This is a genomic window from Haemophilus parahaemolyticus (assembly GCF_018373095.1).
In the GTDB taxonomy this organism is placed as follows: Bacteria; Pseudomonadota; Gammaproteobacteria; order Enterobacterales; family Pasteurellaceae; genus Haemophilus_A; species Haemophilus_A parahaemolyticus_A.
In genome coordinates, this window is the sequence record NZ_JAHAHT010000005.1 from 1 (window position 1) to 25655 (window position 25655).

Sequence of the window (25655 nt, forward strand, 5' to 3'; positions counted from 1 at the left end):
ACCAATGAAAATTTGGGGCGTGTTGAAAAGTTATAGGCAATAATTTCTCGGTTAGCCAAGTCCATCAACGGTGAAAAATAAAGCTTTTCTTGCGTAAAATGGAATGAATACCTAACTCGTTCATCAGCTTTAACACCGTTTTATGATTCAAATTAAAACCCATTTGGCGTAATTTACACGTCATGGGGCGATAACCATCTCGTTTTCTGTTCTTTTTATACAGCGATAAGATAGCCTCTTTTACCTCGTGATAATTTCGCTTAATCTCTTTATAGTAAAAGCTTGAGCGAGGCATTTTAGCCACACGAAGTAAATCATTTAACGCGTGGTCTGACTTCAATCTTTCAATGATTTTTCTTTTTTCTGTCGTTGTTTTTGACGGTCGAGCTTCTCCAACTCCTTTAGATAAGCAATCTCCGCACGAGCCAAGGCGAGCTCTCGCTGCAGCTTTTTAAACGCTTTAGGTGAAAAGTCTGTGGTTTCTGGAATTTCAATGTCTTTCTTTTTCATCTTTAGCTTCACTATTTTCGGTGTCTGAAGGTTTGTATGAGGCGATTTTACGCCATCAAGCCCTCTTTCGCGAAATGCTTTTAGCCAATAAATGACGAGAGCGTGGGAAATTTGATGAAGTTTAGCCACCTCACGGATACCATAATTCTGTTCAGTGACGAGTTTGATAATTTTCAAACGAAATTGATAAGAGTAGGACATAATCTGCACCTCAAATTAGGTGTCCAGGTTTTGGGGTGCAGATCATTATGAACCTTAGCGATTAGTAAAATTCTATGCTTTCAACGCTATTTGTTACACGCGTTCCCGCTTTGCCTGCTACAATATCTTGAATCTGGGCAAGTGAGCCAATCGCCGCATCTTTGCCTGTTGCTTTAACGAAGTTGATCACAGCCTGCACTTTTGGCCCCATTGAACCTGCGGCAAACTCAGAAGCCAAGGCTTCGAGTGCTTCTGGGCTGCCTTTAGCGATTTTACGTTGGGTCGGTTTTTGGAAATCAACACAAGCAGCATCCACATCGGTGGCGATAATAAATAAATCGGCATCCAAGTGTGTTGAAATCACCGCCGTCGCTAAATCTTTATCTACCACTGCTTCCACGCCTTGTAATTCGCCTTTTTCATTACGGAAACTTGGCACACCACCACCACCGCCACAAATCACGATTTGATCTTGTGCAAGTAATGCTTTCACCGCTTCAATGCCAGTCACACCGACAGGTTTCGGACTTGGTACAGCACGGCGGAAGTATTGTCCGTCAGCCATCACTGTCCAGCCTTTTTCCGCGGCTAATTTTTCCGCTTCCGCTTGACTATACACCTGGCCAATCGGTTTACTTGGTTTAGCAAACGCAGGATCGTGTTTATCGACAATCACTTGAGTCACTAAGGTTTGCGTTGGGTGTTGAGGAATTAGGTTGGTTAATTCTTGTTGTAACATATAACCAATCATTCCCACGGTTTGTGAAACTAAAATATCTAACGGATAGGGCTCAATTTTCGTATCTTGAGCGTAATAAGCTGCGTGTTGTAACGCAAGTAACCCCACTTGTGGCCCGTTGCCATGTGAAATTACAAGCTCATTATTGGGTTTAATTTTAGCAAGCTGTTCTGCTGCGATGCGAATATTCGCTGCTTGATTTTGTGCCGTCATCGGCTCACCACGTTTTAATAATGCATTGCCACCGAGTGCTACTACGATTTTCATTTTTTCTACCTCTTACGCCAAACTCGCCACCATCACCGCTTTAATTGTATGCATACGGTTTTCCGCTTGTTCAAATGCCACATTTGCTGGTGATTCAAACACATCTTCTGTTACTTCAATGCCATTTGCCAAAGCGGGGTATTTTTCTGCGATTTGCTTACCAATTTTGGTTTCGCTATTGTGGAACGCAGGCAAGCAGTGCATAAATTTCACTTTTGGATTGCCTGTGCGTTTCATCAATTCAGGTGTAACTTGATAAGGCATTAACATATCAATACGTTTACCCCAAGTTTCAAGCGGTTCCCCCATTGACACCCACACATCAGTATGCACGAAATCCACACCTTTCACTGCTGTATCAATATCGTCGGTTACCGTAATGCGAGCACCCGATTCTGCCGCAAATTTTTGGCACATTTCGACCAGCGAATCTTCTGGTAACAATGCTTTTGGTGCACAGATACGCACATCCATTCCTAATTTTGCCCCGATTAACAAGAGTGAATTCCCCACATTGTTACGTGCATCACCAATATAGACGTAACTAATTTGACTCAATGGTTTTTCGCAGTTTTCAATCATTGTGAGCACATCGGCAAGCATTTGTGTTGGGTGGAATTCATCAGTTAAGCCATTAAATACTGGCACGCCTGCATATTCTGCTAACTCATTGACAACTGATTGTTTAAAGCCACGATATTCAATCGCATCATACATTCTACCCAATACGCGAGCGGTATCTTTCATTGATTCTTTATGCCCAATTTGCGAAGAGGTTGGGTCAATATAGGTTACGTGAGCACCTTGATCATAAGCCGCTACTTCAAAAGCACAGCGAGTACGGGTGGAGGTTTTCTCAAAAATTAACGCAATGTTTTTGCCTTTTAAACGAGGCTGCTCTGTGCCAGCATATTTCGCACGTTTTAAATCGCGTGATAAATCTAACAAATACTTAATTTCACGTTCGGTATGGTTCACTAAACTGAGTAAATGTCTATTTTTGAGATTAAATGCCATAATATGTACTCCTGCAATTGTGGATTAAAAAATCGGACTATTCTAGCAAAGCAAACGATTGCTTTCAAATAATACTTTCTTATGAAGAGATTTCATTCTTGAAAAATTATGCATTTATTTTGCATTTTTATTCAATTTAAAGCAAGAAGAATTTTCCAAAAATAAAAAAAACGTACTTACTAAGTACGCTTTAAACCATAGATAAAACTAGTTTTTCATTGACTGAACAGGTGCTGGAATACGCCCGCCACGGTTGACGAACACTTCGCAAGAGCCTTCTTTGACAGGCATAATCGGTGCATAACCAAGCAAGCCGCCGAATTCCACGGTTTCGCCTATGGTTTTACCCGTGACAGGAATAAGGCGCACTGCGGTAGTTTTACTGTTAATCATCCCAATTGCAGCTTCATCAGCTATAATGCCAGAAATAGTGTGAGCAGGAGTATCACCTGGGACAGCAATCATATCCAAGCCCACCGAGCAAACCGCTGTCATCGCTTCCAGTTTATCCAACGTAAGTACGCCACTCTCTGCTGCAACAATCATCCCTTCATCTTCTGAAACAGGAATAAATGCACCACTTAAACCACCAACCGCGCTCGATGCCATCATTCCGCCTTTTTTCACTGCATCGTTAAGCAATGCAAGGGCGGCTGTTGTGCCGTGGGTGCCACATACGCTTAACCCCATCGCTTCCAAAATACGGGCAACAGAATCGCCTACAGCAGGGGTTGGAGCAAGGGAAAGATCCAAAATACCAAATGGAATATTGAGCATTTTAGAAGCTTCTTGCCCAATCAATTCACCTACACGGGTAATTTTAAACGCCGTTTTCTTCACCACTTCCGCCACTTCGGTAAGTGTTGTTGCATGGGAATTTTCTAACGCCTCTTTTACTACACCTGGCCCTGAAACACCAACGTTAATCACTGCATCGGCTTCGCCCGAACCGTGGAATGCCCCCGCCATAAAAGGATTGTCTTCCACGGCATTACAGAACACCACGATTTTGGCACAGCCGAAGCCTTCATGGGTAATTTCAGCGGTTTGCTTAATCATTTCGCCCGCTAATTTCACTGCGTCCATATTGATGCCCGCACGGGTTGAGCCAATATTGATTGAGCTACACACGATGTCGGTAGTTTTCATCGCTTCAGGAATTGAACGAATCAGCACCTCATCAGACGGCGACATCCCTTTTTGCACTAATGCTGAAAAACCGCCGATAAACGACACGCCAATCGCTTTCGCCGCACGGTCGAGGGTTTGGGCAATCGAAACGTAAGAATCCGCTTTGGTCGCTGCCGCAATTTGGGCAATAGGGGTAACAGAAATTCGTTGATTCACAATCGGCACGCCATATTTTGCCGAGAGAATTTTGGCGGTTTCCACCAAATCTTTACCTACTCGGGTGATTTTATTGAAGATATTTTGGTTCAACTCATCAATATCGCTACTGATGCAGTCGTGCAAATCAATGCCAATAGTAATGGTGCGAACATCAAAATGCTGATCCGATACCATTCTAATCGTTTCTAAAATTTCGTTAGATTGAATACTCATCTCGCCCCCTAAATGCGGTGCATCGCTTTAAATATTTGCTCATTTTGCAAGCGAATATCTAATTGTAATACTTTGCTTTTTTCACTACACAGTGCGGCTAATTCAGGGAAAGAAAGTGAACATTGAGCAGTGTCAACAAGGATAATCATCGTAAAATAATTTTCCATCAGCTGCTGGCTAATGTTAAGAATATTAATGTTATTTTCGGCTAAGATCTTCGCAACATCGAATACAATCCCAACACGATCTTGTCCAATAACGGTAATAACTGAATGGCTCATAAAGGTTCCTTTTAGGTAAAATGCAAACAAGCGGTCAAATTTAACCGCTTCTTTACTAGGTTAGCTATTTTAAATTAAACATTAAAAATTCTACCTCGCTTTGCGTTTGTAATTCAAGCAAAGTTTCCTGACTTACTGCCAACGCATCGCCGCTATTTAGTTCCACACCATTGACAGTTAAACTGCCCTAAAATTTCCATATCTTTATGCGGATGCATTCCAAAGCCCATTGTCGGCTGGACAAAATCTTCGTTAATCACCCGTAAATCGGAAAAAGGCATATGATTACAGTCGAAATAATCCGCAAAAGAGGGGGTTTATGAAGAGATTGTTTAGCAAAAATGAATAAAATAAAAAGCGGTCAAATTCTCTTTCATTTTTGCAAAATAGAACAGAAATTTGACCGCTTAAAATCATTAACTTTGAAGTGCTTGCCTTAACTTGCCTTGATTCTCAGCAAGCATTTTTTCGGCTTGGGGTTTATCCACATTGGCTAAAATCATAAGAATAGCAACTTTGGCGTGGTTATCGGCTTGAAGCAAGGTGATTTCTGCGGTTTCTTTGGTGCAATCGGTGGCTTCCATCACGATTTTCACCGCTCTTGCTTTGAGTTTTTCGTTGCTGGCTTGCACATCTACCATCAAGTTCTGGTAGCATTTGCCGATGCGAATCATCGAAGCCGTAGTAAGCATATTAAGCACCAGTTTTTGTGCCGTACCCGATTTCATTCGGCTTGAACCTGTGAGCACTTCCGCACCTACGACGGTTTCAATTACAATATCGGCAATTTGCGACATCGCACAACCTGCGTTGCTGGCAATGGATACCGTAATCGCACCTAATGAGTTGGCATATTCTAACGCACCAATCACATAAGGCGTCCGACCGCTGGCTGCGATGCCAACTAAGACATCTTTTTCGCAAAAATCGACCGCTTGTAAATCGGCTTTGCCTTGCTCGTAGTTGTCTTCCGCCCCTTCGATTGGATGGCGTAGTGCTCGTTCGCCACCTGCAATAATACCTACCACCATTTCAGGAGGAACACCGTAAGTAGGCGGGCATTCAGACGCGTCTAATACGCCTAATCGTCCGCTCGTGCCAGCACCAATATAGACAAGTCGCCCGCCGTTTGTGAATGCGTATTCGATTTTTTCGACTGCTTCGGCTATGTGAGGTAAGCATTTTTCTACTGCCTTAGCAACTAACAGATCTTCTTGATTGATAAGTTGCACTATATCGATTGCTGTCATGCAATCAATGTTAAGAGAACAGGGATTGCGTTGCTCGGTGGTCATCTGAGCAAGCGAATGGAGTAGTGTTGGGTTCATATTATACTCGTTTTACTACCAAGCATTTAATTTGTGGTTATATTATACCCTATTTGGCTAAAAGCATAGAACGGGATGAGATAGGTTGATGTGATGAATATGCAGACAATGATTTTGTGACAGTTCTTTTCATGGCCAGTATCATACGTCGTGATATAACTGACTACGCAAGTATTTTAGGCTAAATGGAACTTTTAGTTCGTATCTCATACAACTTCTAAGATTTTTGTGATCTACTCCACATTTTTCACTTCAATCCTTTGCACTCCAATTCATTCACGATTATTCTTCAATTATTCATCAATCAAGATAAGGAAATACTATGACCAATGCAGAACTCTTTGGCGAAGGTGTCAATTTGATGATTTCTGGTATGGGATTTGTGATGTTCTTCTTATTCATCCTGATCTATGCCGTCGCTTTTATGTCTAAGCTCATCAATCAATATTTTCCCGAACCTATCCCCGCTCCCGTAAGCAAACCTCAAGCGGCAACGCCACCTATTCAAGATGATCTTGAGCGTTTACGCCCTGTGATTGTTGCCGCTATTGCACATCACAGAAGAAAACAAGGTTTATAAATTATCAGAAGGATTTGAATTATGACAACTCAACCCAAAAAAATTGCCATTACTGACGTGGTATTACGCGATGCTCACCAATCTCTTTTCGCAACCCGTTTACGTTTAGATGATATGTTACCGATTGCCGCTGAACTCGACAAAATCGGCTATTGGTCTTTAGAAGCATGGGGCGGTGCAACTTTTGATAGCTGCATTCGTTTTTTAGGCGAAGATCCGTGGGTGCGTTTACGTGAATTGAAAAAAGCGATTCCAAACACTCCATTACAAATGCTTTTACGCGGTCAAAACTTATTGGGCTACCGTCATTACGCAGACGATGTGGTTGATAAATTCGTTGAACGCTCTGTGGCAAATGGTATGGATGTGTTCCGTGTGTTCGATGCGTTAAACGACCCACGCAATATGAGACAAGCCCTACAAGCGGTCAAAAAACAAGGTGCACACGCACAAGGTACGTTGAGCTACACCACTAGCCCTGTACATACATTGCAAACGTGGTTAGAGGTAACAGAGCAACTGCTTGAAATCGGCATCGATTCGCTTGTCATCAAAGATATGTCAGGCATTCTTACCCCGATGGCAGCACAAGAATTAGTGAGTGCCATCAAAAAACAATTCGATGTAGAACTCCACCTACACTGCCACTCCACCACAGGTATGGCGGAAATGGCGTTGCTGAAAGCGATTGAAGCAGGCGTGGATGGCGTAGATACCTCGATTTCTTCAATGTCTGGCACTTACGGACACCCTGCAACAGAATCTATCGTTGCCACCCTGCAAGGCACACCATACGACACAGGTTTGAACATTCCTGCATTAGAAAAAATCTCCGCTTACTTCCGCAATGTGCGTAAAAAATATGCGAAATTTGAAGGACAACTCCGTGGTATCGACAGCCGTATTTTAGTGGCTCAAGTGCCGGGCGGAATGCTTACCAACCTTGAAAACCAACTCCGCCAACAAAATGCCTCTGATAAACTCGATCTTGTGTTGCAAGAAATTCCACGCGTGCGTGAAGAGTTAGGATACATTCCGTTAGTAACACCAACCTCACAAATTGTTGGTACTCAATCGGTAATGAACGTGTTGATGGGCGAACGCTACAAAACTATCGCCAAAGAAACTGCGGGCATTTTAAAAGGCGAATACGGCAAAACCCCAGCCCCAGTTAATGCTGCATTACAAGCTCGTGTGTTAGAAGGTGCTGCACCATTAACCGACCGCCCAGCGGATCATATTGCCCCAGAATGGGATAAATTAGTCGCCGAAGTAACCGCACAAGCCAAAGAAAAAGGTATCACTCTTTCAGGCAACGTAGTGGACGATGTATTAATTGTGGCACTCTTCCAACAAGTGGGCTGGAAATTCTTGGAAAACCGCAATAACCCAGAGGCATTTGAACCGACACCAACAGGTCAAGAATCTGCAAAATCTGCGGAAAAACCAACCGCTTCTCAAGCCCCAGCAGCGAAAGCAGGCGAACCAGCGATTTATACTGTGGAACTCGAAGGCAAAGCCTTTGTGGTAAAAGTGAGCGAAGGCGGCGATATTACTCATATCACACCGACTGCAGCTCCAGCAGCTGAACCACAAGCGGTACAATCTGCACCAAGTTCTGCAAATGCTGAACCTGTGAAAGCCCCAATGGCGGGAACCATCTTAAAGGTAGAAGTGGCAGAAGGTCAGCAAGTAGCTGAAGGCGAGGTGTTGCTCATTCTTGAAGCAATGAAAATGGAAACCCAAATTTGTGCAGCGAAAGCGGGCAGAGTGCAAGGCATTAGCATCAAACAAGGTGACTCTGTGGCAGTTGAACAAGTGATGATGAGTTTGGCGTAGTTTTTAAAATAATGCAGGGTGCGTGAGTTTTCAATTCACGCCCCCTACAAAGAAAAGGACAAAATATGGACAGCATTATTGCACTTTTCCAAGGCATGGGCATTATGCATATGGAGTGGGGGCAAGCGGTGATGATTATCATCAGCCTTGTACTACTCTGGCTGGCGATTGCACGTGGCTTTGAGCCACTTCTGCTCCTGCCGATTGGTTTTGGGGGATTACTCTCGAACATTCCTGAGGCAGGAATGGCGATGACAGCTCTCGATAATCTTTTACACCACGGTACACCTGAGCAATTGGCGATTATTGCCGCTAAAGTGAACAGTCCAAGCATTGATATTCACAGCCTGAAAGAAGCGATTGCCTTAGCCTTGCCTTCCGTTCAAAACGAACTCGAAGTCATCGCAGGCGATATGGGCTATACCGCAGGCGTGTTGGCATTATTTTATAAAGTGTCGATTGGCTATGGCGTGGCTCCTTTAGTGATTTTTATGGGCGTAGGGGCAATGACCGACTTCGGTCCACTACTTTCTAACCCGAAAACCCTACTTTTAGGTGCAGCGGCACAATTTGGGATTTTCTCCACTGTATTAGGGGCATTAGCTCTTAACTGGATTGGCGTGATTGATTTTACTCTACCACAAGCCGCAGCGATCGGCATTATCGGTGGGGCGGACGGTCCAACTGCAATTTACTTAGCAAGTAAACTCGCCCCTGAATTACTGGGTGCAATTGCCGTTGCTGCTTACTCTTATATGGCATTAGTACCGCTCATTCAGCCGCCAATTATGAAAGCATTAACGACAGATGCAGAACGTCGCATTCGTATGGTACAAGGTCGCCAAGTGAGCAAACGTGAGAAAATTCTCTTCCCAATCGTTTTACTCGTGTTAGTCGCACTCTTATTGCCAGATGCTGCTCCATTACTTGGTATGTTCTGTTTCGGTAACTTAATGCGTGTGAGTGGCGTGGTGGAACGCTTAAATGACACAGCTCAAAATGCGTTAATCAACATCGTAACCATCTTCTTAGGCTTATCTGTTGGTGCGAAATTAGTGGCGGATAAATTCCTACAACCACAAACCCTTGGCATTTTGGTGCTTGGCGTGATTGCCTTTGGCATTGGTACTGCAAGCGGTGTATTAATGGCGAAATTGATGAACAAATTCACCAAAGACAAAATCAACCCGCTTATCGGCTCCGCAGGCGTTTCTGCCGTACCAATGGCAGCACGTGTGTCGAATAAAGTTGGTCAAGAATACGACAAACAAAACTTCCTCCTTATGCATGCAATGGGACCAAACGTAGCAGGCGTTATCGGTTCAGCCATTGCCGCTGGGGTGATGTTGAAATATATTTCAGCGATGATGTAATTAGTTGTAGGGTGGGCTTTTAGCCCACCATTCTATAACGCTCTGAACTCATTATTAGTAGGCTAAAAGCCCGCCAACGACATAAGAGAGCTATATTTTTAGACGATTTCGCTATAAAATACCGAATTTTACAACATTAAGGACTAAAAATGACATTCCCAGCTTGCCCAAAATGTAACGGCGAAAATACCTACCACGACACTATCCAATTCGTTTGCCCAGATTGTGCTTATGAATGGACAGGCGAAGAAGTAGCTGAAGACAATGAAGATCAACTCATCGTCAAAGACAGTAACGGTAACTTATTAAGCGATGGCGATGATGTGTTATTGATTAAAGATTTAAAACTCAAAGGCTCATCAGAAGTGTTGAAAAAAGGCACAAAATTCAAAAATATTCGCTTAGTGAACGGCGATCACAACGTAGATTGTGGCAAAATTATGCTGAAATCGGAGTTTTTAAAAAAAGCGTAGTCTTTGATATACAGATACTAACGGCGGACTTTAGTCCGCCATTTTTTTATAAGCAAACATAACTATTTCAAATAATCATTTAAGGAAAGCGGATGAAAATTGGCTTAGTGCTTGAAGGTGGCGCGATGCGAGGTATGTACACTGCAGGTGTGCTGGATACTTTTTTAGATAAAGATTTTTGGGTGGATGGCGTTATCTCAGTTTCAGCAGGGGCATTGTTCGGCGTAAATTACCCTTCTAAACAAAAAGGCCGTGCTATTCGCTACAACAAAAAATTTATGCCAGATGCCAGATATATCAGCCTAAAAAACCTAATTAAAACGGGTAATATTATCAGCAAAGCGTTTGCCTTTTACGACGTGCCATTTAAACAAGATGTTTTTGATAATGCCACTTTCCAACAAACACAGATAGATTTCTACGCCACTATTACCAATCTGAATACAGCTCAGGCAGAATATGTCAAACTGACTGATCCACTGGCTCAAATGGAAGTGCTGAGAGCCACTTCCGCAATGCCTTATGTTTCAATGCCTGTCGAAATCAATGGTGTACCTTACCTTGACGGTGCGATTGCCGACTCCATCCCACTTGAGCAAATGAAAAAAATGGGCTACGACAAAATCATCGTGGTGCTTACTCGCACGCTTGATTACCGAAAATCCAAGCCTAATCCGCTACTTGCCAAACTTTGGTATCGTAAATATCCTAAATTTGCGGACGCAGTAAACAACCGCTATGCGATGTATAACAAGCAAGTCGAAAATGTAATTGAACAAGCCGAAAAAGGCGAGATTTTTGTGATCCGCCCTTCTGTTGATTTAAACATAAAACGAATTGAAAAAGATCCGAATAAACTCCAAGCCATGTATGATTTAGGTGTAAGTGATATGCAACGAGAATGGGAAAATTTGCAGGCGTTTTTAGAGAAATAGATAACGAGAAAGCTAGTACAAAATTCCCTCTTTTCATTTATAGATGAAAGGAAATTGATTATAAAATCAGCTTAAAATTACTACATTTAATTTGGCAATTAAAAATACGAGGCTAGGTAAAAATAAATTGCAAAAAAGTACGGTGAATTTCATCGTACTTTTTTTGTATAATAAAAGAAAAACGGAGGAAAAACGTGCAATTCAAAAGTGCAAGAGAAGGCTTATTTTTAGCAGGGCTGTACAACTTTATCGCTATCTTAGGCTTCACCCAATTTTTTACTGATACTACTTTAATAGATAACGACCCAATTGTTTTCTCGTGGCTCGGACAAATCTCAATTTTGTTGTGGGGTTTAGCATATTGGTCGGTTGCTAAACATTTTTGGCAAGTGCCTGTCTTGCTTTGGATTTTCTGCGTAGAAAAATTGGTTTATTTCGGTGCTTGGTTACATTGGTTGCTCACCACTCCAGAAAAATTAGATGTGCTTGCGGGGCAATCAATGGTTTATTTCTGCTTTTTTGCCAGTTACGGTTTCGGTTATTTCCTCTTTGCTATTTTCTTTGCAAGAGTGGCAGTGAGGAGTATGAAAGGAAAATTTAAGTAACAAAAGGGTGGAAAACCACCCTATTATTTTTACTAGATTGAATTATCAATTTAGCTGTTCTTTATTTTTATCCACTTTCACCACGCCACTTAACTTGGTTAATCGTTGAATAACCACGTAAAGATGAGCATTATCAGTAACCGAAATTTGCAATTTCACTTGATAATTACCGTTTTCAATTGGGTAACTTTGCACCGAACCAATGTTACTATTAAGAGATGCAATGGTATTGGTAAGGCTTGCCAACACACCTGGTTGGTCTTTAATTTCCAACACCAATTCCACGTTAATCTCTGTAGGCTCTTCGGTTTCTAAAGCTTGATCCAAAGCATCAAGCTGTTTTAAGGCTTGTTTGATTTTCGAACGTGCTTTAGCACTCACTGCAAAATTCAACCAGCTTGAGCTTGGATAACGACCTGTTTCAGTTAAAATTTCAATCGTTTGACCAGATTGTAACGGTTGTGAGATTGGGTATGGCTGACGATCCACAATCGCACCCACACAGTGATCACCAATATCTGAATGCACCGCATAAGCGAAGTCGATAGCGGTCGATTTTGCAGGCAATTCTACAATTCTACCTTTTGGCGTGAAGACGTAAATGTCGTTTGAGAACAGCTCCGATTTCACGCTTTCGATAAACTCTTCTGCATTGCCTGCACTTTGTTGCAATTCGATGATGCTTTGTAACCATTTTTGCGCTTTTTGTTGCACGCTGGTTGCGTGAATTTGCTCATCGTTATATTGCCAGAATGCTGCCACACCAAGTTCTGCCATTTGATCCATCTCTTCGGTGCGAATTTGCACTTCAATCGGCAGACCTTTATGCCCAATCATTGAGGTATGGATCGATTGATAGCCGTTACTTTTCGGCACGGCAATGTAGTCTCGCACTTGGTATGGACGAGGTTTATACAGAGCGTGCACCCGCCCCAATGCTCGATAGCAATTATCCACATCATCTACCACCACGCGGAACGCATAAATATCCAAAATTGAACGGAAACGTTGATCGCGTTGGCGGAGCTTGTGATAAAGGGTGTAAAGATGTTTTTCACGCCCATAAATACGCGCAGGAATACCTGCTTCTTTCAAGCGGCTTTCCAATTCGTGCGAAATAGTCGCAAGCAAGTCTTGGCGCGTACCGCGTGCCATTTCAATTGCCATTTTCAGCACGTTATAACGGTGCGGATACATCGCTTTGAAACAGAGATCTTCTAACTCGTTTTTCAGATGCGTAATACCTAAACGATGGGCGAGTGGGCTGTAAATTTCGAGCGTCTCTTTGGCAATGCGTACGCGCTTATCAGGGCGGAGTGAACCCAGCGTACGCATATTGTGCGTTCGGTCAGCAAGTTTGATTAACACCACACGAATGTCTTTAGTCATCGCCAAAATCATCTTGCGGAAGTTCTCCACTTGTGCTTCTTGGCGAGTGCGGAATTTTAATTTATCGAGTTTAGAAACCCCTTGCACAATTTCGGCAACGTTCTTGCCAAATTCAGCTGCAAGTTGTTCTTCGGTATAAGGCGTATCCTCAATTACATCATGTAAAAGCGCCGCCATCACGGCTTCGTGGTCGAGTTTCATTTCCGCAATAATGCCTGCAACGGCAACAGGGTGCGTAATGTAGGGTTCACCGCTTGAGCGAGTCTGCCCCTCATGAGCGTCTCTCGCAACAACAAAAGCACGTTTGACCAGCTCAATTTTATCGGCTGGCAAATACTGACGAATTATGCGATCTAATGGTTCAAAAAGATACACGATACCCCCAACACTAAAAATGGATAATGGACAATAAATTGCAATTGATATGGTTAATTTAACCGCTTGCGTTTTAATTGTCCATTATCCATTTCAGGAATTTATAAATTTTAATTAAGCATTTGCTTGAACGTCTGCTAAGAATGAAATTGCTTCTTTTTCTGCGATATCTTGTTGAACAGCTTGTTGATTATCAAACTGATCCATAATTTCACCATTGATTAAGCCTTCTTCAATTTCTCTTAAAGCAATTACAGTTGGCTTATCATTTTCTTCTGGCACTAATGCCTCACGAGTGTGAAGCTGGATTTGTCTTGCACGACGTGCTGCAATTAAAATTAAATCAAAACGGTTGCCGATCATCTCAGCAGCTTCTTGAACAGTTACACGAGCCATTTGTTACTCCAACGATTTGCGATTCTGGGAATTATAGTTTATTAGTATATAAAGGGGTAAGATTATACAAAAAATAGGCTAAAGTGACAATCGGTAAGTAAAGTTACGCAATTAATTTTCTCAATAATATCGTACTTTCTCAAAAATTTGGCTTTTTAGACGGTTCATTTTTCTTTATTTCAGCAAAAATCGTAGGGCAAAACCAAGCCGTTTTTCGTTCGGCTACCTCTGTTTATTCTTTTCTATTACGATTCAATCGGTGCAAAATATCTTCGTTAAATAACTTGCCCAACGATACTACGTGATGGTTATTAGTGCCTTCACTGTCACTTTTCCGCATTGATTTGCTTTGTGATAGCAGGGCAAGCGGTCAATTTGTTGATCTGAGATTGAGAAAAGAATTGAAAAAGTAAATTAGGGCGTGAGGGTTATGATCTTCACCTCCTATCTATTAAGATTGATTAGAAAATAAGTTAATTACCAGCACCCCGCCGATAATTAACGCCATTCCAATTACACTCGGTAAATCTGGTTTTTGCCCAAAAACGAGCATAGCCACCAAGGTGGTAAGAACAATTCCCACCCCAGACCAAACCGCATAGACAATACCAAGCGGAAGCGTTTTAGTGATCATAGAAAGTAGATATAACGCCACTACAAATGCAACAATAGAAATTACAGTTGGAAGTGGTTTAGTGAAACCATTGCTTGCTTTAATGCAATTTGAACCGAGTACTTCGATTACAATAGCAAAACCTAATAAAATCCAAGGGTTCATGGGTTCCTTATAAAATCAAATTTAAATATATACGATTTTTATGAATATCTTTTTAATAAGCTCCATCACGTCTTAAAACAACATTCACTGTTTTAAATAAAATCACGAAATCATTCCAAAGCGACCAGTTTTTAACATACCACGCATCTAAATAAACACGAGTAGCATAATCAACATCATTTCTACCGCTCACTTGCCATAAGCCAGAAAGCCCTGGGCGAATCATTTGGTAGTAAATTACATCATCGCCGTAGTATTTCAACTCTTGTCTTGTAATTGGACGAGGACCGACTAAGCTCATTTCACCTTTAAATACATTCCATAATTGAGGTAGTTCATCAAGGCTGGTTTTACGCAAAATGTTACCAATTGGGGTAATGCGTGGATCGTTTTTGAGCTTGAATTCTTTGTTCCACTGCCTACGAGCCTCTGGATCTTTGGCTAATAATTCTCGCAGCACTTGCTGAGAATTGACTACCATCGTGCGGAATTTATAGCATTTGAACACCTTACGATCTCTTCCTACCCGCACTTGGTTATAAACGGCTTTTCCGCCATCTTTACGAATGATCAAGAATAAAGCAAAGAACAATGGCGAAAAGAGCAATAGCAGCAATCCAGAAACTATAATATCAAAACTACGCTTTACAAAACGTGTTGAACGTTTGGCGAGATTATTTGGAATACGCAACATAATAGTTTCAGAGCTGAAGAAATGCGAAATTTCTGCCCCGTAAAGCGGAATACCTTGCAAAGAAGGGATAATAGATACATTACGGAAATTCAATGTAGACAATTTTTTCACCCAATAGGCAAGTAAATCGGCTTCATGGTATTCTAAAGCAATAAACACCTTTTCATAGCGTGGCAATTGCTTTAAAAACGCCTGTTCAGAAATAAAATCTAGATGCTTTGCTATTAATCCAATATTTTGTTTGGAAACAAAGGCTTGCACTTTATAGCCTAGATTGCTTTCATATTGAATAGCTCGATAAGCACGCATGGCATTACACCCTATACCGATAATGACACAGGGCATTTCCCACAAGCGACTGAATTTGAGGATCTTTTTACAAATGATTCTAAACAATGGGAAACAAAGAAATAACACAGCATAAACACTAACCCAACTTTCAACTGGATCTGGCACTTTTGCGAAAACCAATAACGCTAAATTTACCAATGCAATCACAAAAAGTGAAAAATAAACATCTTTCAACTCGTCCCAGAATGGTTTGCGATAAGTGTAGTGACGATAAACAACCCATAAAATGCTGACACTAGCAAGCATCGCTAAACCAAAAGACCCTGCGCGATAAATAGAACCTTTGAGTTCTAAAATATCACTCGAAAAATCATTGAGAGGAGAAATCCAATAGCCTACAGAAATGGCAAAAACAAAGGAAAAAAAATCGGTACAAACCAGGCTGATTTTATTGATCAGCGGTGCTGAACGTTGTGTTTTTGTCATCTTTCCAATATCCCTTGTGCATACTGAATGCCTTACGCCACGCATAAGGCAGTTTGTGGTAATGATAACCTAATTTAAAGCCAACCCATTTGGCAAATGTAGAGAACATTGCTTTGGGTAGTAAGTGCGGTGCATTGTTGAAGAGAAATTGTAGCTCAGAAAGTACAAACCTTTTCCCCTCAGAAGCAGCCCTACCAAATTTTTGTTGAATCCATTGCTGTTCTTGCTGAAATACACCCGTATCAAAATAACGTTGGAATTCTTGTTTTAGTGTATAGTTATGACTGTGAAATACTGTTGCCTCAGCGCAGTAAGCAACTTTATATCCCGATAAAATCATTTTTGCCGTCAAATACATATCTTCCGCTAAAATAGTGTTATCCGGGAATCCACCTAATTCCTCAAAAACTGATAGACGATAGGCAGCAAAAGAATTTGACATAAATGCTGCTTTTATTCCAAGTGTTGGAATATCTGCCTGTGATTTAACTTTTGATTCAGGCGGATAATTAAAATAGCGGGCATGGGTGGCTAACATTGTTGCATTATGATGTGGTAACTGTCGACCACAAACAGCGGCCACCTTAGAGTCTACAAAGGGAGCGAGTAAATTTGCTAACGAATCTGGCGATGCTAAAATTGCATCTTGAGTCATAAACACCACTACATCAGTAAAACTTTTGCCAAATTCAACCGCTTGATTACGAGTTCTACCATGATTAAAGGCCGATTGCGGAATAGAATAGACTAAAAATCCTGCCTCTTCCGCTAAATTTACCGTATTATCAGAAGAGGAAGAATCAATCACAATTACTTTATCAGCTTTTAAGGATTGGGATTGATAGGCTGCGATCCAATCTTGCCATTGATTGCCAGCATTATAGGTTGGTACACATAATACAAATTGAAGAGCGGTCATTTTTCGTCCTTATTTTACCAAAAGGGATAATAGCCACTGCTTTAATTTTGGCACACTTTGGTATTCTCTTTTTGAAGAGGGAGGTAAACAATGTGGCTTGCCATATTGTGTAGCAAATTGTTCAAACATTTTAACTTGCCGGATTGCCTGGCGAATATTTTTCCAGTAAGACTTAAATCGAATAAAATAATAAAATAGACGCAACTTATGGTTAAACACCCCCACTTGATTTTGGCAATGTTGACGATAATCTAGTAAAGACTTATCTATAAATTGTGTTTCACCATAATAACGCGCTAACAGTGCCAACCACCAATCGTGCATATAAAGCTCAGAAAGTCGAATATAAGATAAAGAATCTAGTGCTAGATTACGTAAAGCACGATTGATCATACAGGCGGCACCTTGCACACAGTTTTTATATAAAATTGAATCATCACTTAAACATTTCGCACTTAAAGCCTGATAAGCAAAAAAACTTGGCGAAATTTCATTATTTTGCTCATCAACCAAACACGCATCACTAAAGATGAGCATTGGAATAGCATTATTTTTCTGCTTAGCAATTTTAGCAAATTCAACTACTTTATTTATATGCCAAATATCATCTTGATCTGCTAAAAAGGTAAAATCTGCTTCGCTATATTTTAGTGCAAATAAAAAATTAGCAATCACTCCTTTTCTCGGACCTTGCATAATGTCATAAGCAGTAAAATTAGCATCAGCAAAGGTATTTCTGATAACAGAAAGCGTCTCATCACAAGATCCATCATCAGACACAATAATTTTCTGCGGCAAAATGGGTTGAGATAAAATGCTTTTTAATTGTGAAGATATAAAAGATGCACCGTTGAAGGTGCATACAATTACGTCATATTTTAATGCCTTATCCATATGATTTTTTTATTTTGATAAAAAATAATAGATTATTTAGCTTCCCTGTTATGTAATTAACCAATGGATAGACTAAGTAACCATAAAAAAAACTTAATGTTATTACAGTTATTAATATAGAAAATTTCACAAAATTATTTGAGTGAGCGACATCAAATGCACTATAAAAAAGTAATAGCATTTGATGATGAACTAAAAATGCTAGAAAGCTGTAACGAGATAACTGACTAAAAAGTTCCCTCATATATTTAGGAATAAAAATTATATCAAATACGCTAGATGTAATAACAAAGAAAGAAATCCCAACCATAATAAGCACAAAGTGATATGGTATTTTATCTAGTAAAATTGATGTATTTACTAGGATAGCTAGAGCAACAACTGTCAAAATTCCTCTTAGCAACTTGTCTTTTCTAATATTTTGAGCAAAACAAATACCAAAAAAGAACTCTGGTAATCGCATCAGAGGGTTTATTGGCTCCCACATTTCAAATATAGACCCATATTTTATGTGCAAAGAAGCAACTAATCCTATTAAAAGGAGAAATGATAACAAAGGCTTTTTTAAACCATATAGAAATAAGAATGGAAAAAATATATATGTTATTAACATATATCCAGTATACCATTCACCAACCAAGTAGAAAGTAGGAAACTTATAAAGGAATAGTCCATCTAAACCGATTATTGTTAACAAGAACCTAATACCTGGAACATCTTCACCTATTGGCTTACTCAATAATATAAATAATAACGCAACAGCAGCATAACTAAGCCAATACGAAGGATAAATAGCTAGAAATCGCTTTCTTATATAAGAGGTTAGAGAAAAATTTTCTTTAGCTGACAGCCCCAAACCAAAACCAGAAGATATAATAAAGAGAGATACTGCGATATCTCCAACATTCATTCCTAAAAATTTTAGTCCAAAAAATAACGGAGCATTATTATCTGCATAAAAAGAATGCATATCCAAATGAAATAACATTACAGCAATGCAAGAAATAACTTTGATAAAATCAATATAGAAAAATTTTTCCTTCATAAATTTCTACCTATTTTTTCCCCCACACAGCCATGGAATCATAAGGGCGAGCAGGGAAAACATTATATTTAGGCTTAATTTTCAGGTTATGTACTGCAATAAACTCTTCTACTGCTGTTCGTAAGCTCTTTGGTTTACCTGAGCAACAGTTAAATATACCAGACTGTTTGCTTGAAATTCTTTCTTCTATTTGTGTCGAAAGCTCTTCAATATCAATAAAATCATAAAGCATTTCACCACTATTCAATGGGAAAAACTCTTGTCCTTCATCTTCAGCCTTTAAGATCTTTGTAAAAATAGAATTACTAAAACGATCATCTCCTGTAATATAATAAAAGCGTAACCACTGTAAATTTAATTCAGGAGTTACACTAGCAAAATCAAACATTGCTTGGCGTAAGAAGTTTTTTGCAATTCCATAAGGATTTCTAGGATTACAAGGTGTATTTTCATCAATAGGTCCAACAAAGTATCCGACCTCATGCATTGTTCCTGCAACAGAGATATTTTTTATACCTAATTCTGTCATAGATGTGAGAAATTCATAATGTTTCATCACGTTAGCTAAATGAGATGGGTCTCGATGATTAAACCCAGCCTGCCAAGCCAAATGCAATAAACATTCTGCATCTTTAACTAAGTCACATTTTTTATCTTGAGATAAAGCGAAGATATTCCCATAAAATAAGCTTGCTCCATCTAAAAAATGATGGGGTGTTTCTCCATCAAAAAGCATTGCTGTGACTTGATGTCCTTTATCTAATAAACCTCTTACAACATTTCTACCGATATAACCATTGGCTCCAGTTACAATAATATTCATTGAATTAATGTCCTCTTAATTTATGATAATAGTGTCTTAATTTTCTATATGGCATACGTGTTACTTTGGATAATTTAGGATAATTACCTAATACATGATTTTTTAATAGGCGTACCACATTAATTATAAAATAACGGCTAATATTTGGATTTCCAGATGAAATATTATTTCCCACCATATATTTAGCATTATGAGCCAGACTAATTTGATATGAAATGTCTCCATTAGAAAGATTACTTACTAATCTCTGCATTTTATATTCTAACTTAGTGTAATTAAGCTCCATCATTTCTGACGACATAATGTTACATGCTAAGTAACCTGCATCATGAGCGGTATAAGCTAATAAACGTTCTAGGACATGAGCCAACGAGCCATCACAATGCATTGGCTCTTTATTAAACTCTTCAAACTTCCAGTTATATTTAAAAAGTTTACGCAATGCCTTTGGTCTGAACCAAAACATAGTACCGTATGCAGCAAATGGAGAAATGTCATCAAATGGAATTTTAACACCAACCTTTTCTGCTATTTTTATAGCTAATTCCCTATTAGTAAACCAAGCATGACCTAAAGTAGGATGACCTATATGCACCATTGAAGGCATTGCAAATCCTATTGATTTATTTTTATCTAAGTAATTTAATACCTTAGATGTATAAGCTTTATCTTTTAAAAGATTTAGATACATCATCTCTTTAAAGTGTTGAGACATATTATGAGAATTTTGTGGTGATTTTTTAGAATGTAATCGACAAATCCAATCATATTCATTTGATAAAACTTCTTCTTTACATGTAATAAAAAGAGATGACATATCTCTACCACGATTTTGCTCTACTACTTTTACATTAATTGATTTTGCACCACTAGATTGTAATATTGAATTAGATTCAATCTTACATTTATTTTCTGTACTAGAAGTAGTAATAAGTAAATCATAAGAACAAGGTATATTTTTAGTATAACCAACGATTTCATCGAGCATATCTGGATAATAAATATGCGCAATAACCAAAATTTTAATATCGGATCTTACTTTTTCTTCACATTGTGAATCAAAAACTTTCAATAAAGTTAGGTTAGTCGAAAGATCCTTAGGTTTAGTTGTTCTAAGTATATTTTTAAATATAAGAGTCGTATCATAATCAGAGTTATTTTCAATATACTCTATACTTCTACGTAAAAATAAGCATTCTACGTCATGATAAAGCGGATCATGAAAAAAAGGTCTTCTTTTTAGTATAGGACAACGGTGTTTTAACGTATCTTCTATTGATAGAAAAGTTGGGTAATTTACGGAAAAATCATCTGAATCAATATAAACAGAATAATTATATCCTTTTGTTAAGAAATGATTAGTAAACCTAGATTCATGCATTAATACTGAATCAGTATATGAATGAATCATAGGCATATTCTTCCAATAATCTTGGAACTCATGAGAGACTAATAAAGTTTTTCTAATTGCAATAAAATGCGATTGAATATGTTTAGGTAAAATACCTGTTCCCGTATAAGGATTTGGTTTTATTTCAGCATGATCAGAAATCCCCCAGAAATCAACATCTTGCTTTTCTGACCACTCAAATAATTCTGAGAATGGGAAAATAGGCGCAAAGAAAGTATAATTTAATAAAATAACTTCATCATATTCAGCTAGTTTCTCAAAGCCAATTTTCTCAATTGCCTCTTTATATCCCCAGACATCAAATCCTACATTTTCTCGGCACATAATATAATCTGTGCAATGTTGAATCTTTTTACGTGAATCAACAGTTAATCCTGAATTTGAAATAAACCAAATGTCTTGGACAAACTCTTTTAGTTTTTCTAGTTTATACGGGATATAATCATCTACGATTCCATCGTGATCATAGAATAAATAAATTGCTAATCTTTTCATTTTTTTCCTTCGATTTAGTTATTAACGATAAAAGATATATATTCTTGAGAAACAGAATAAGTATCCCCTATAGCCCTTACTTCACCATTATCAATCCAGATAGCGTTAGAGCATAACTCTTTAACTTGCTCAATTGAATGAGATACAAACAATAATGTTGTGCCATTGCTCAACAAATGTTCCATTCTCTCTTTACACTTTTGTTGAAAGGCAAAATCACCTACGGCTAATACTTCATCAACAATCAAAATATCAGGTTTCTGCACTGTTGCAATAGCAAATCCTAATCTAGCAGACATACCTGAAGAAAAATTCTTAATAGGAACATCAATAAAATCATTTAATTCTGCAAAGTCAACAATCGCTTGGAAATGAGATTCAATAAATCTTTTACTATAGCCTAATAATGCCCCATTAAGAAAAATATTTTCTCTTGCTGTCAATTCCGGATCAAAGCCAGCTCCTAATTCAATTAATGGTGAAATAGAGCCATTGACTGTTACATTTCCTTGGTAAGGTCTGATAATTCCTGAAATTAATTTAAGTAAAGTAGATTTCCCTGAACCATTCTTCCCAATTAATCCCCAAGACTCCCCTCGTTTTACAGTAAAATTAATATTTTTAAGTGCCAAGAACTCTTGAAACATTAGCTCTCGTTTTAACATCTTAATAATATATTCTTTTAAACCACTAATACTTTCAGCTGATTTATTAAATCTTACTGTAGCATTTTTTACTTCGATCACTATATCATTCATAATTATTTAGATATAAAGTATAAATTCATTTTCTTTACGATTGAAAAACCAAATACCGACTAATAATAGAATTATCGATATAATAAAACCTTGAGATAAAGACTCCATTGACAAACTCTGCCCATTTAGAATTACATTTCTAAACTGCTCAACATAATTCACCATAGGATTAAGGTTATCATACCACCAACGATATTCTTGAGAAATAATAGACACAGGATAAATTATAGGGGTTAAATACATCCAAATAGAAGTAAAAACACCCCATAAATATTGAATATCTCTAAAAAATACAGTTGAAGCCGATAAAATGAATCCTAATCCTAAACTAAAAATATAAAGCTCTAAGAAAATTATGGGAACCCATAAAACATTCAATGTAATTTCTACTTGGGTAAAAATCATCACAAGAATTAGGGCTATCATTGCAAACAGCATATTAACTAATGAGCTTGTTATTTTAGATAAAACAAAAATATACTTTGGTACATATGTCTTTTTAATTAAAGAAGCATTATGAACAATAGCTGTGACTGAACTAGAGGTCGCCTCTGAAACAAAACCAAAAATTAATTGTCCTGTAAGAAGATAGGCTGAAAAATTAGGAATATCGAATTTAAATAAGTTTGAAAAAACCACTGTTAATACAATCATCATTAACAAAGGATTTAAAATACTCCAAATATAGCCTAAATAACTTCTTCTATATTTTAGTTTTATATCCTTAAGAACCAACTGCTTCAATAATTCGATATATTTAATTTGATTTACAAATAATTTCATAAACAATATCTTATTTAAATTTCACAGCATCCTTTAAAATTTTTCCAGCTAAATCTTTTGCTGACAAACTCGGTTCGCTCTCTAAAGGCCATTCAATACCGACGGTCTCATCATTCCAAATTAAGGAATGCTCTGCTTTAGGATTATAGTAATCAGTACATTTATAGGTAAATTCAGCTTCATCAGTTAAAACATAAAAGCCATGTGCAAACCCTTCAGGTACCCAAAGCTGACGTTTATTTTCAGCAGATAAAATTTCACCTACCCATTGTCCAAATGTAGGAGAGAATTCCCGCATATCAACGGCAACATCAAATACAGCTCCAGATACTACACGCACTAATTTACCTTGTGTATTTTCAGTTTGATAATGTAATCCACGTAATACTCCTTTTACCGATTTTGAATGATTTTCTTGTACAAAAGTACGATCTGCTATATTTTGTTTAAACCATTCATCACGGAAGGTTTCCATAAAGAAACCACGTTCATCACCAAACACTTGAGGTTCTAATAATTTTACATCGGGAATTTTAGTATCAATAACTTTCATTATGAATCCTTATATTTTCTTATTCTGCATAAGCCTTAATATTTTTCAATGCTTTTTGCCAATCACTTGGCTTAACTCCAAACGCTTGCTGAATTTTAGTTAAATCTAAGCAAGTATTGGCTGGACGTTTAGCTAGGGTTGGATAATCCGCAGTCGTAATATCATTTACAAAAGGAATTTTCTCTAACACATTTTGTGAAACAGCCTCAGCTAAAATAGCTTTAGCAAAATCACACCAACTAACATATGGCACTCCACTAAAATGATAAATGCCATATTCGATACTTTCGCCTCTAATAATTTTTTCAGCAATCTGAACTAATGTACTAGCAATATCTCCAGCATAAGTTGGCCCACCAATTTGATCCGCAACAACGTTTAATGTATCGTGTTTTCTGGCTAAGTGAAGCATAGTTTTCACAAAATTATTGCCATGTTCGCCAAAAACCCAAGAAGTACGCAAAATGATCACTCTTGAAACAAGGGAAAGAAGCACCTTATCTCCCTCTGCCTTACTTTTGCCATAAGCACTTAAGGGACAAGTAATATCGGTTTCTGTATATTTACCTTTTTTATATCCATCAAATACATAATCAGTAGATATATGCAAGATAGTTGCATTAACTCTATTTGCAGCCTCAGCTAAATATTTTAACCCTTTAACATTAACATCATGAACTAGTGACTCTTCTGTTTCAGCTCTATCCACATGCGTGTAAGCTGCCCCATTAATAATAATATTCGGCTTAAACGAATCAACCAAAGACAGTACAGTATTTTTATTCGTGATATCAAGCTCGTTATGTTTTAAAGCTAATATATCATGACCGTTTTCGAGCCTTAACCTTTGTGTCAAAGCGAAACCTATTTGTCCATTTGCCCCTGTGATTAGGAATTTTGCCACACTATTTTTTTTCCTTAATTATTCTAAGCAAGTATTGCCCATACTCATTTTTTGCCATTGGTTTCGCTAGTTGTTCCACTTGTTCAGACGTGAGCCAACCATTACGCCATGCGATTTCTTCTAAACATGCTACTTGCAAACCTTGCACCTTTTCAATGGTACGAACAAATGAAGCCGCTTCATGTAAACTTTCGTGTGTACCCGTATCTAACCAAGCAAAACCTCGCCCAAGCAATTGCACGTTGAGTGAGCCATCGTTTAAATACATTTCGTTAAGAGTAGTAATCTCTAATTCTCCACGAGCAGAGGGCTTGACTTGTTTTGCAAATTCCACCACACGGTTATCATAAAAATATAAACCTGTTACAGCATAGTTTGATTTTGGTTGAGCTGGTTTTTCTTCAATCGAAACCGCTTTGAAGTTTTCATCAAATTCCACTACACCAAAGCGCTCAGGATCTTTCACTAAATATCCAAATACTGTGGCACCGTGGGGCTGTTTAACTGCCTCTTGCAACATTTGACTGAAGTGTTGACCGTAGAAAATGTTATCTCCAAGTACTAAGCAACAACTATCACCATTAATAAACTCTTCACCAATAAGAAATGCTTGAGCTAAACCATCTGGGCTTGGTTGAATTGCGTACTGTAAATTCACACCAAAATCTGAACCATCACCTAATAAGCGCTTGAAACTTTCATTATCTTCAGGGGTAGTAATAATAAGAACATCACGAATACCCGCTAACATTAATACTGAAAGTGGATAGTAAATCATCGGTTTATCATAAACAGGCAAAAGTTGCTTAGATACGCCTCGAGTAATAGGATAAAGGCGAGTACCAGAACCGCCTGCCAGAATAATACCTTTCATAAGAGAACCTTTAAAAGAGCGGGCCGATATTCTTAGATTTTTGCAAATCATTAGAAAAACTTCACCGCTTGTTAAT

The 25655-nt window shown here is 38.5% G+C and carries 28 protein-coding genes and 1 pseudogene; 6 read left to right on the forward strand and 23 right to left on the reverse strand.

From position 1 onward, the window contains the following. Positions 1–64: 64 nt before the first annotated feature. From KH943_RS01300 to murQ, 9 genes and pseudogenes are all read right to left on the reverse strand, one after another. On the reverse strand, positions 65–295 hold the full coding sequence (locus KH943_RS01300; protein WP_304106628.1) for an IS3 family transposase: 231 nt from the start codon (positions 293–295) through the stop codon (positions 65–67). Between the two features lie 41 nt (positions 296–336). Beyond that, positions 337–711, reverse strand: coding sequence for a transposase (locus KH943_RS01305; RefSeq protein ID WP_304106553.1), 375 nt, complete (start codon positions 709–711; stop codon positions 337–339). 61 nt (positions 712–772) lie between these two features. Then, the gene (gene arcC, locus KH943_RS01310; RefSeq protein ID WP_304106555.1) at positions 773–1717 is read right to left on the reverse strand and encodes a carbamate kinase; all 945 of its coding nucleotides are present in this window, start codon (positions 1715–1717) and stop codon (positions 773–775) included. A 12-nt stretch (positions 1718–1729) separates the two neighbouring features. Continuing rightward, positions 1730–2734: an ornithine carbamoyltransferase gene (locus KH943_RS01315; protein WP_005708293.1), complete on the reverse strand. Its 1005-nt coding sequence runs from the start codon at positions 2732–2734 to the stop codon at positions 1730–1732. A 207-nt stretch (positions 2735–2941) separates the two neighbouring features. Beyond that, positions 2942–4297: a PFL family protein gene (locus KH943_RS01320; RefSeq protein WP_304106559.1), complete on the reverse strand. Its 1356-nt coding sequence runs from the start codon at positions 4295–4297 to the stop codon at positions 2942–2944. A gap of 8 nt (positions 4298–4305) precedes the next feature. After that, entirely contained in the window at positions 4306–4578 is a 273-nt protein-coding gene (locus tag KH943_RS01325; RefSeq protein WP_304106561.1) for an ACT domain-containing protein, read from the reverse strand. 64 nt (positions 4579–4642) lie between these two features. Beyond that, entirely contained in the window at positions 4643–4744 is a 102-nt protein-coding gene (locus KH943_RS10115) for a hypothetical protein (RefSeq protein WP_368493484.1), read from the reverse strand. A gap of 22 nt (positions 4745–4766) precedes the next feature. Next, positions 4767–4895, reverse strand: a pseudogene (locus KH943_RS01330) (pirin family protein); the annotation flags it as partial. 99 nt (positions 4896–4994) lie between these two features. Further along, positions 4995–5906, reverse strand: coding sequence for an N-acetylmuramic acid 6-phosphate etherase (murQ, locus tag KH943_RS01335; protein WP_304106563.1), 912 nt, complete (start codon positions 5904–5906; stop codon positions 4995–4997). Positions 5907–6228: 322 nt separating this feature from the next. On the opposite strand from murQ, the gene KH943_RS01340 reads away from it, so the two are divergent. From KH943_RS01340 to KH943_RS01365, 6 genes are all read left to right on the forward strand, one after another. After that, positions 6229–6486 (forward strand): oxaloacetate decarboxylase subunit gamma, encoded by a 258-nt coding sequence (locus KH943_RS01340; protein WP_005707211.1) that lies wholly within the window; start codon positions 6229–6231, stop codon positions 6484–6486. A 21-nt stretch (positions 6487–6507) separates the two neighbouring features. Further along, positions 6508–8325 carry a sodium-extruding oxaloacetate decarboxylase subunit alpha gene (oadA, locus tag KH943_RS01345; protein WP_304106565.1) on the forward strand — a complete coding sequence of 606 codons (1818 nt, stop codon included), beginning with the start codon at positions 6508–6510 and terminating at the stop codon, positions 8323–8325. A 65-nt stretch (positions 8326–8390) separates the two neighbouring features. Next, positions 8391–9698, forward strand: coding sequence for a sodium ion-translocating decarboxylase subunit beta (locus KH943_RS01350; protein ID WP_304106567.1), 1308 nt, complete (start codon positions 8391–8393; stop codon positions 9696–9698). 149 nt (positions 9699–9847) lie between these two features. After that, positions 9848–10171 (forward strand): zinc ribbon domain-containing protein YjdM, encoded by a 324-nt coding sequence (locus KH943_RS01355; RefSeq protein WP_304106568.1) that lies wholly within the window; start codon positions 9848–9850, stop codon positions 10169–10171. A gap of 92 nt (positions 10172–10263) precedes the next feature. Then, positions 10264–11106: a patatin-like phospholipase family protein gene (locus tag KH943_RS01360; RefSeq protein ID WP_304106570.1), complete on the forward strand. Its 843-nt coding sequence runs from the start codon at positions 10264–10266 to the stop codon at positions 11104–11106. Positions 11107–11300: 194 nt separating this feature from the next. Then, complete coding sequence (locus tag KH943_RS01365) at positions 11301–11711, forward strand: hypothetical protein (RefSeq protein ID WP_304106572.1); 411 nt, start codon at positions 11301–11303, stop codon at positions 11709–11711. A 45-nt stretch (positions 11712–11756) separates the two neighbouring features. Here KH943_RS01365 and KH943_RS01370 read toward each other — a convergent pair whose 3' ends face one another. The 14 genes from KH943_RS01370 to rfbA all read right to left on the reverse strand — a co-directional run bounded on the left by KH943_RS01370 (position 11757) and on the right by rfbA (position 25579). After that, entirely contained in the window at positions 11757–13475 is a 1719-nt protein-coding gene (locus tag KH943_RS01370; RefSeq protein ID WP_304106574.1) for a RelA/SpoT family protein, read from the reverse strand. A 114-nt stretch (positions 13476–13589) separates the two neighbouring features. Beyond that, positions 13590–13871 (reverse strand): DNA-directed RNA polymerase subunit omega, encoded by a 282-nt coding sequence (gene rpoZ / locus KH943_RS01375; protein ID WP_304106576.1) that lies wholly within the window; start codon positions 13869–13871, stop codon positions 13590–13592. A 451-nt stretch (positions 13872–14322) separates the two neighbouring features. Then, positions 14323–14649, reverse strand: a complete 327-nt coding sequence (locus tag KH943_RS01380) for a DMT family transporter (protein ID WP_304106578.1) — start codon at positions 14647–14649, stop codon at positions 14323–14325. A 52-nt stretch (positions 14650–14701) separates the two neighbouring features. Next, on the reverse strand, positions 14702–16120 hold the full coding sequence (wbaP, locus tag KH943_RS01385; RefSeq protein WP_304106580.1) for an undecaprenyl-phosphate galactose phosphotransferase WbaP: 1419 nt from the start codon (positions 16118–16120) through the stop codon (positions 14702–14704). Then, complete coding sequence (locus tag KH943_RS01390; protein WP_304106583.1) at positions 16083–17039, reverse strand: glycosyltransferase family 2 protein; 957 nt, start codon at positions 17037–17039, stop codon at positions 16083–16085. Before KH943_RS01390 ends, wbaP begins: the two co-directional genes overlap by 38 nt. 9 nt (positions 17040–17048) lie before the next feature. Then, positions 17049–17933: a glycosyltransferase family 2 protein gene (locus tag KH943_RS01395; RefSeq protein WP_304106585.1), complete on the reverse strand. Its 885-nt coding sequence runs from the start codon at positions 17931–17933 to the stop codon at positions 17049–17051. After that, the gene (locus KH943_RS01400) at positions 17926–18978 is read right to left on the reverse strand and encodes an acyltransferase family protein (RefSeq protein ID WP_304106586.1); all 1053 of its coding nucleotides are present in this window, start codon (positions 18976–18978) and stop codon (positions 17926–17928) included. Before KH943_RS01400 ends, KH943_RS01395 begins: the two co-directional genes overlap by 8 nt. A gap of 10 nt (positions 18979–18988) precedes the next feature. Then, complete coding sequence (locus KH943_RS01405; protein WP_304106588.1) at positions 18989–19801, reverse strand: NAD-dependent epimerase/dehydratase family protein; 813 nt, start codon at positions 19799–19801, stop codon at positions 18989–18991. Positions 19802–19805: 4 nt separating this feature from the next. After that, positions 19806–21707, reverse strand: a complete 1902-nt coding sequence (locus tag KH943_RS01410; protein ID WP_304106590.1) for a rhamnan synthesis F family protein — start codon at positions 21705–21707, stop codon at positions 19806–19808. Positions 21708–21721: 14 nt separating this feature from the next. Beyond that, complete coding sequence (locus KH943_RS01415) at positions 21722–22465, reverse strand: ABC transporter ATP-binding protein (RefSeq protein WP_304106592.1); 744 nt, start codon at positions 22463–22465, stop codon at positions 21722–21724. 6 nt (positions 22466–22471) lie between these two features. Further along, positions 22472–23248 (reverse strand): ABC transporter permease, encoded by a 777-nt coding sequence (locus tag KH943_RS01420; RefSeq protein ID WP_304106594.1) that lies wholly within the window; start codon positions 23246–23248, stop codon positions 22472–22474. A gap of 10 nt (positions 23249–23258) precedes the next feature. Further along, a complete protein-coding gene (rfbC, locus tag KH943_RS01425; RefSeq protein ID WP_304106597.1) occupies positions 23259–23801 on the reverse strand; it encodes a dTDP-4-dehydrorhamnose 3,5-epimerase in 543 nt (180 codons plus the stop codon). Between the two features lie 19 nt (positions 23802–23820). Beyond that, positions 23821–24705 carry a dTDP-4-dehydrorhamnose reductase gene (gene rfbD, locus KH943_RS01430; protein WP_304106599.1) on the reverse strand — a complete coding sequence of 295 codons (885 nt, stop codon included), beginning with the start codon at positions 24703–24705 and terminating at the stop codon, positions 23821–23823. Between the two features lies 1 nt (position 24706). Next, positions 24707–25579, reverse strand: a complete 873-nt coding sequence (gene rfbA, locus KH943_RS01435) for a glucose-1-phosphate thymidylyltransferase RfbA (RefSeq protein WP_304106601.1) — start codon at positions 25577–25579, stop codon at positions 24707–24709. Positions 25580–25655 lie beyond the last annotated feature (76 nt).

Excerpts from the sequence above, each read along its gene's own strand:
- KH943_RS01300 (WP_304106628.1), bottom strand. The coding sequence starts at position 295 with ATGCCTCGCTCAAGCTTTTACTATAAAGAGATTAAGCGAAATTATCAC.
- KH943_RS01305 (WP_304106553.1), bottom strand. The coding sequence starts at position 711 with ATGTCCTACTCTTATCAATTTCGTTTGAAAATTATCAAACTCGTCACT.
- arcC (WP_304106555.1), bottom strand. The coding sequence starts at position 1,717 with ATGAAAATCGTAGTAGCACTCGGTGGCAATGCATTATTAAAACGTGGT.
- KH943_RS01315 (WP_005708293.1), bottom strand. The coding sequence starts at position 2,734 with ATGGCATTTAATCTCAAAAATAGACATTTACTCAGTTTAGTGAACCAT.
- KH943_RS01320 (WP_304106559.1), bottom strand. The coding sequence starts at position 4,297 with ATGAGTATTCAATCTAACGAAATTTTAGAAACGATTAGAATGGTATCG.
- KH943_RS01325 (WP_304106561.1), bottom strand. The coding sequence starts at position 4,578 with ATGAGCCATTCAGTTATTACCGTTATTGGACAAGATCGTGTTGGGATT.
- murQ (WP_304106563.1), bottom strand. The coding sequence starts at position 5,906 with ATGAACCCAACACTACTCCATTCGCTTGCTCAGATGACCACCGAGCAA.
- KH943_RS01340 (WP_005707211.1), top strand. The coding sequence starts at position 6,229 with ATGACCAATGCAGAACTCTTTGGCGAAGGTGTCAATTTGATGATTTCT.
- oadA (WP_304106565.1), top strand. The coding sequence starts at position 6,508 with ATGACAACTCAACCCAAAAAAATTGCCATTACTGACGTGGTATTACGC.
- KH943_RS01350 (WP_304106567.1), top strand. The coding sequence starts at position 8,391 with ATGGACAGCATTATTGCACTTTTCCAAGGCATGGGCATTATGCATATG.
- KH943_RS01355 (WP_304106568.1), top strand. The coding sequence starts at position 9,848 with ATGACATTCCCAGCTTGCCCAAAATGTAACGGCGAAAATACCTACCAC.
- KH943_RS01360 (WP_304106570.1), top strand. The coding sequence starts at position 10,264 with ATGAAAATTGGCTTAGTGCTTGAAGGTGGCGCGATGCGAGGTATGTAC.
- rpoZ (WP_304106576.1), bottom strand. The coding sequence starts at position 13,871 with ATGGCTCGTGTAACTGTTCAAGAAGCTGCTGAGATGATCGGCAACCGT.
- KH943_RS01380 (WP_304106578.1), bottom strand. The coding sequence starts at position 14,649 with ATGAACCCTTGGATTTTATTAGGTTTTGCTATTGTAATCGAAGTACTC.
- wbaP (WP_304106580.1), bottom strand. The coding sequence starts at position 16,120 with ATGACAAAAACACAACGTTCAGCACCGCTGATCAATAAAATCAGCCTG.
- KH943_RS01390 (WP_304106583.1), bottom strand. The coding sequence starts at position 17,039 with ATGACCGCTCTTCAATTTGTATTATGTGTACCAACCTATAATGCTGGC.
- KH943_RS01395 (WP_304106585.1), bottom strand. The coding sequence starts at position 17,933 with ATGGATAAGGCATTAAAATATGACGTAATTGTATGCACCTTCAACGGT.
- KH943_RS01400 (WP_304106586.1), bottom strand. The coding sequence starts at position 18,978 with ATGAAGGAAAAATTTTTCTATATTGATTTTATCAAAGTTATTTCTTGC.
- KH943_RS01405 (WP_304106588.1), bottom strand. The coding sequence starts at position 19,801 with ATGAATATTATTGTAACTGGAGCCAATGGTTATATCGGTAGAAATGTT.
- KH943_RS01410 (WP_304106590.1), bottom strand. The coding sequence starts at position 21,707 with ATGAAAAGATTAGCAATTTATTTATTCTATGATCACGATGGAATCGTA.
- KH943_RS01415 (WP_304106592.1), bottom strand. The coding sequence starts at position 22,465 with ATGAATGATATAGTGATCGAAGTAAAAAATGCTACAGTAAGATTTAAT.
- KH943_RS01420 (WP_304106594.1), bottom strand. The coding sequence starts at position 23,248 with ATGAAATTATTTGTAAATCAAATTAAATATATCGAATTATTGAAGCAG.
- rfbC (WP_304106597.1), bottom strand. The coding sequence starts at position 23,801 with ATGAAAGTTATTGATACTAAAATTCCCGATGTAAAATTATTAGAACCT.
- rfbA (WP_304106601.1), bottom strand. The coding sequence starts at position 25,579 with ATGAAAGGTATTATTCTGGCAGGCGGTTCTGGTACTCGCCTTTATCCT.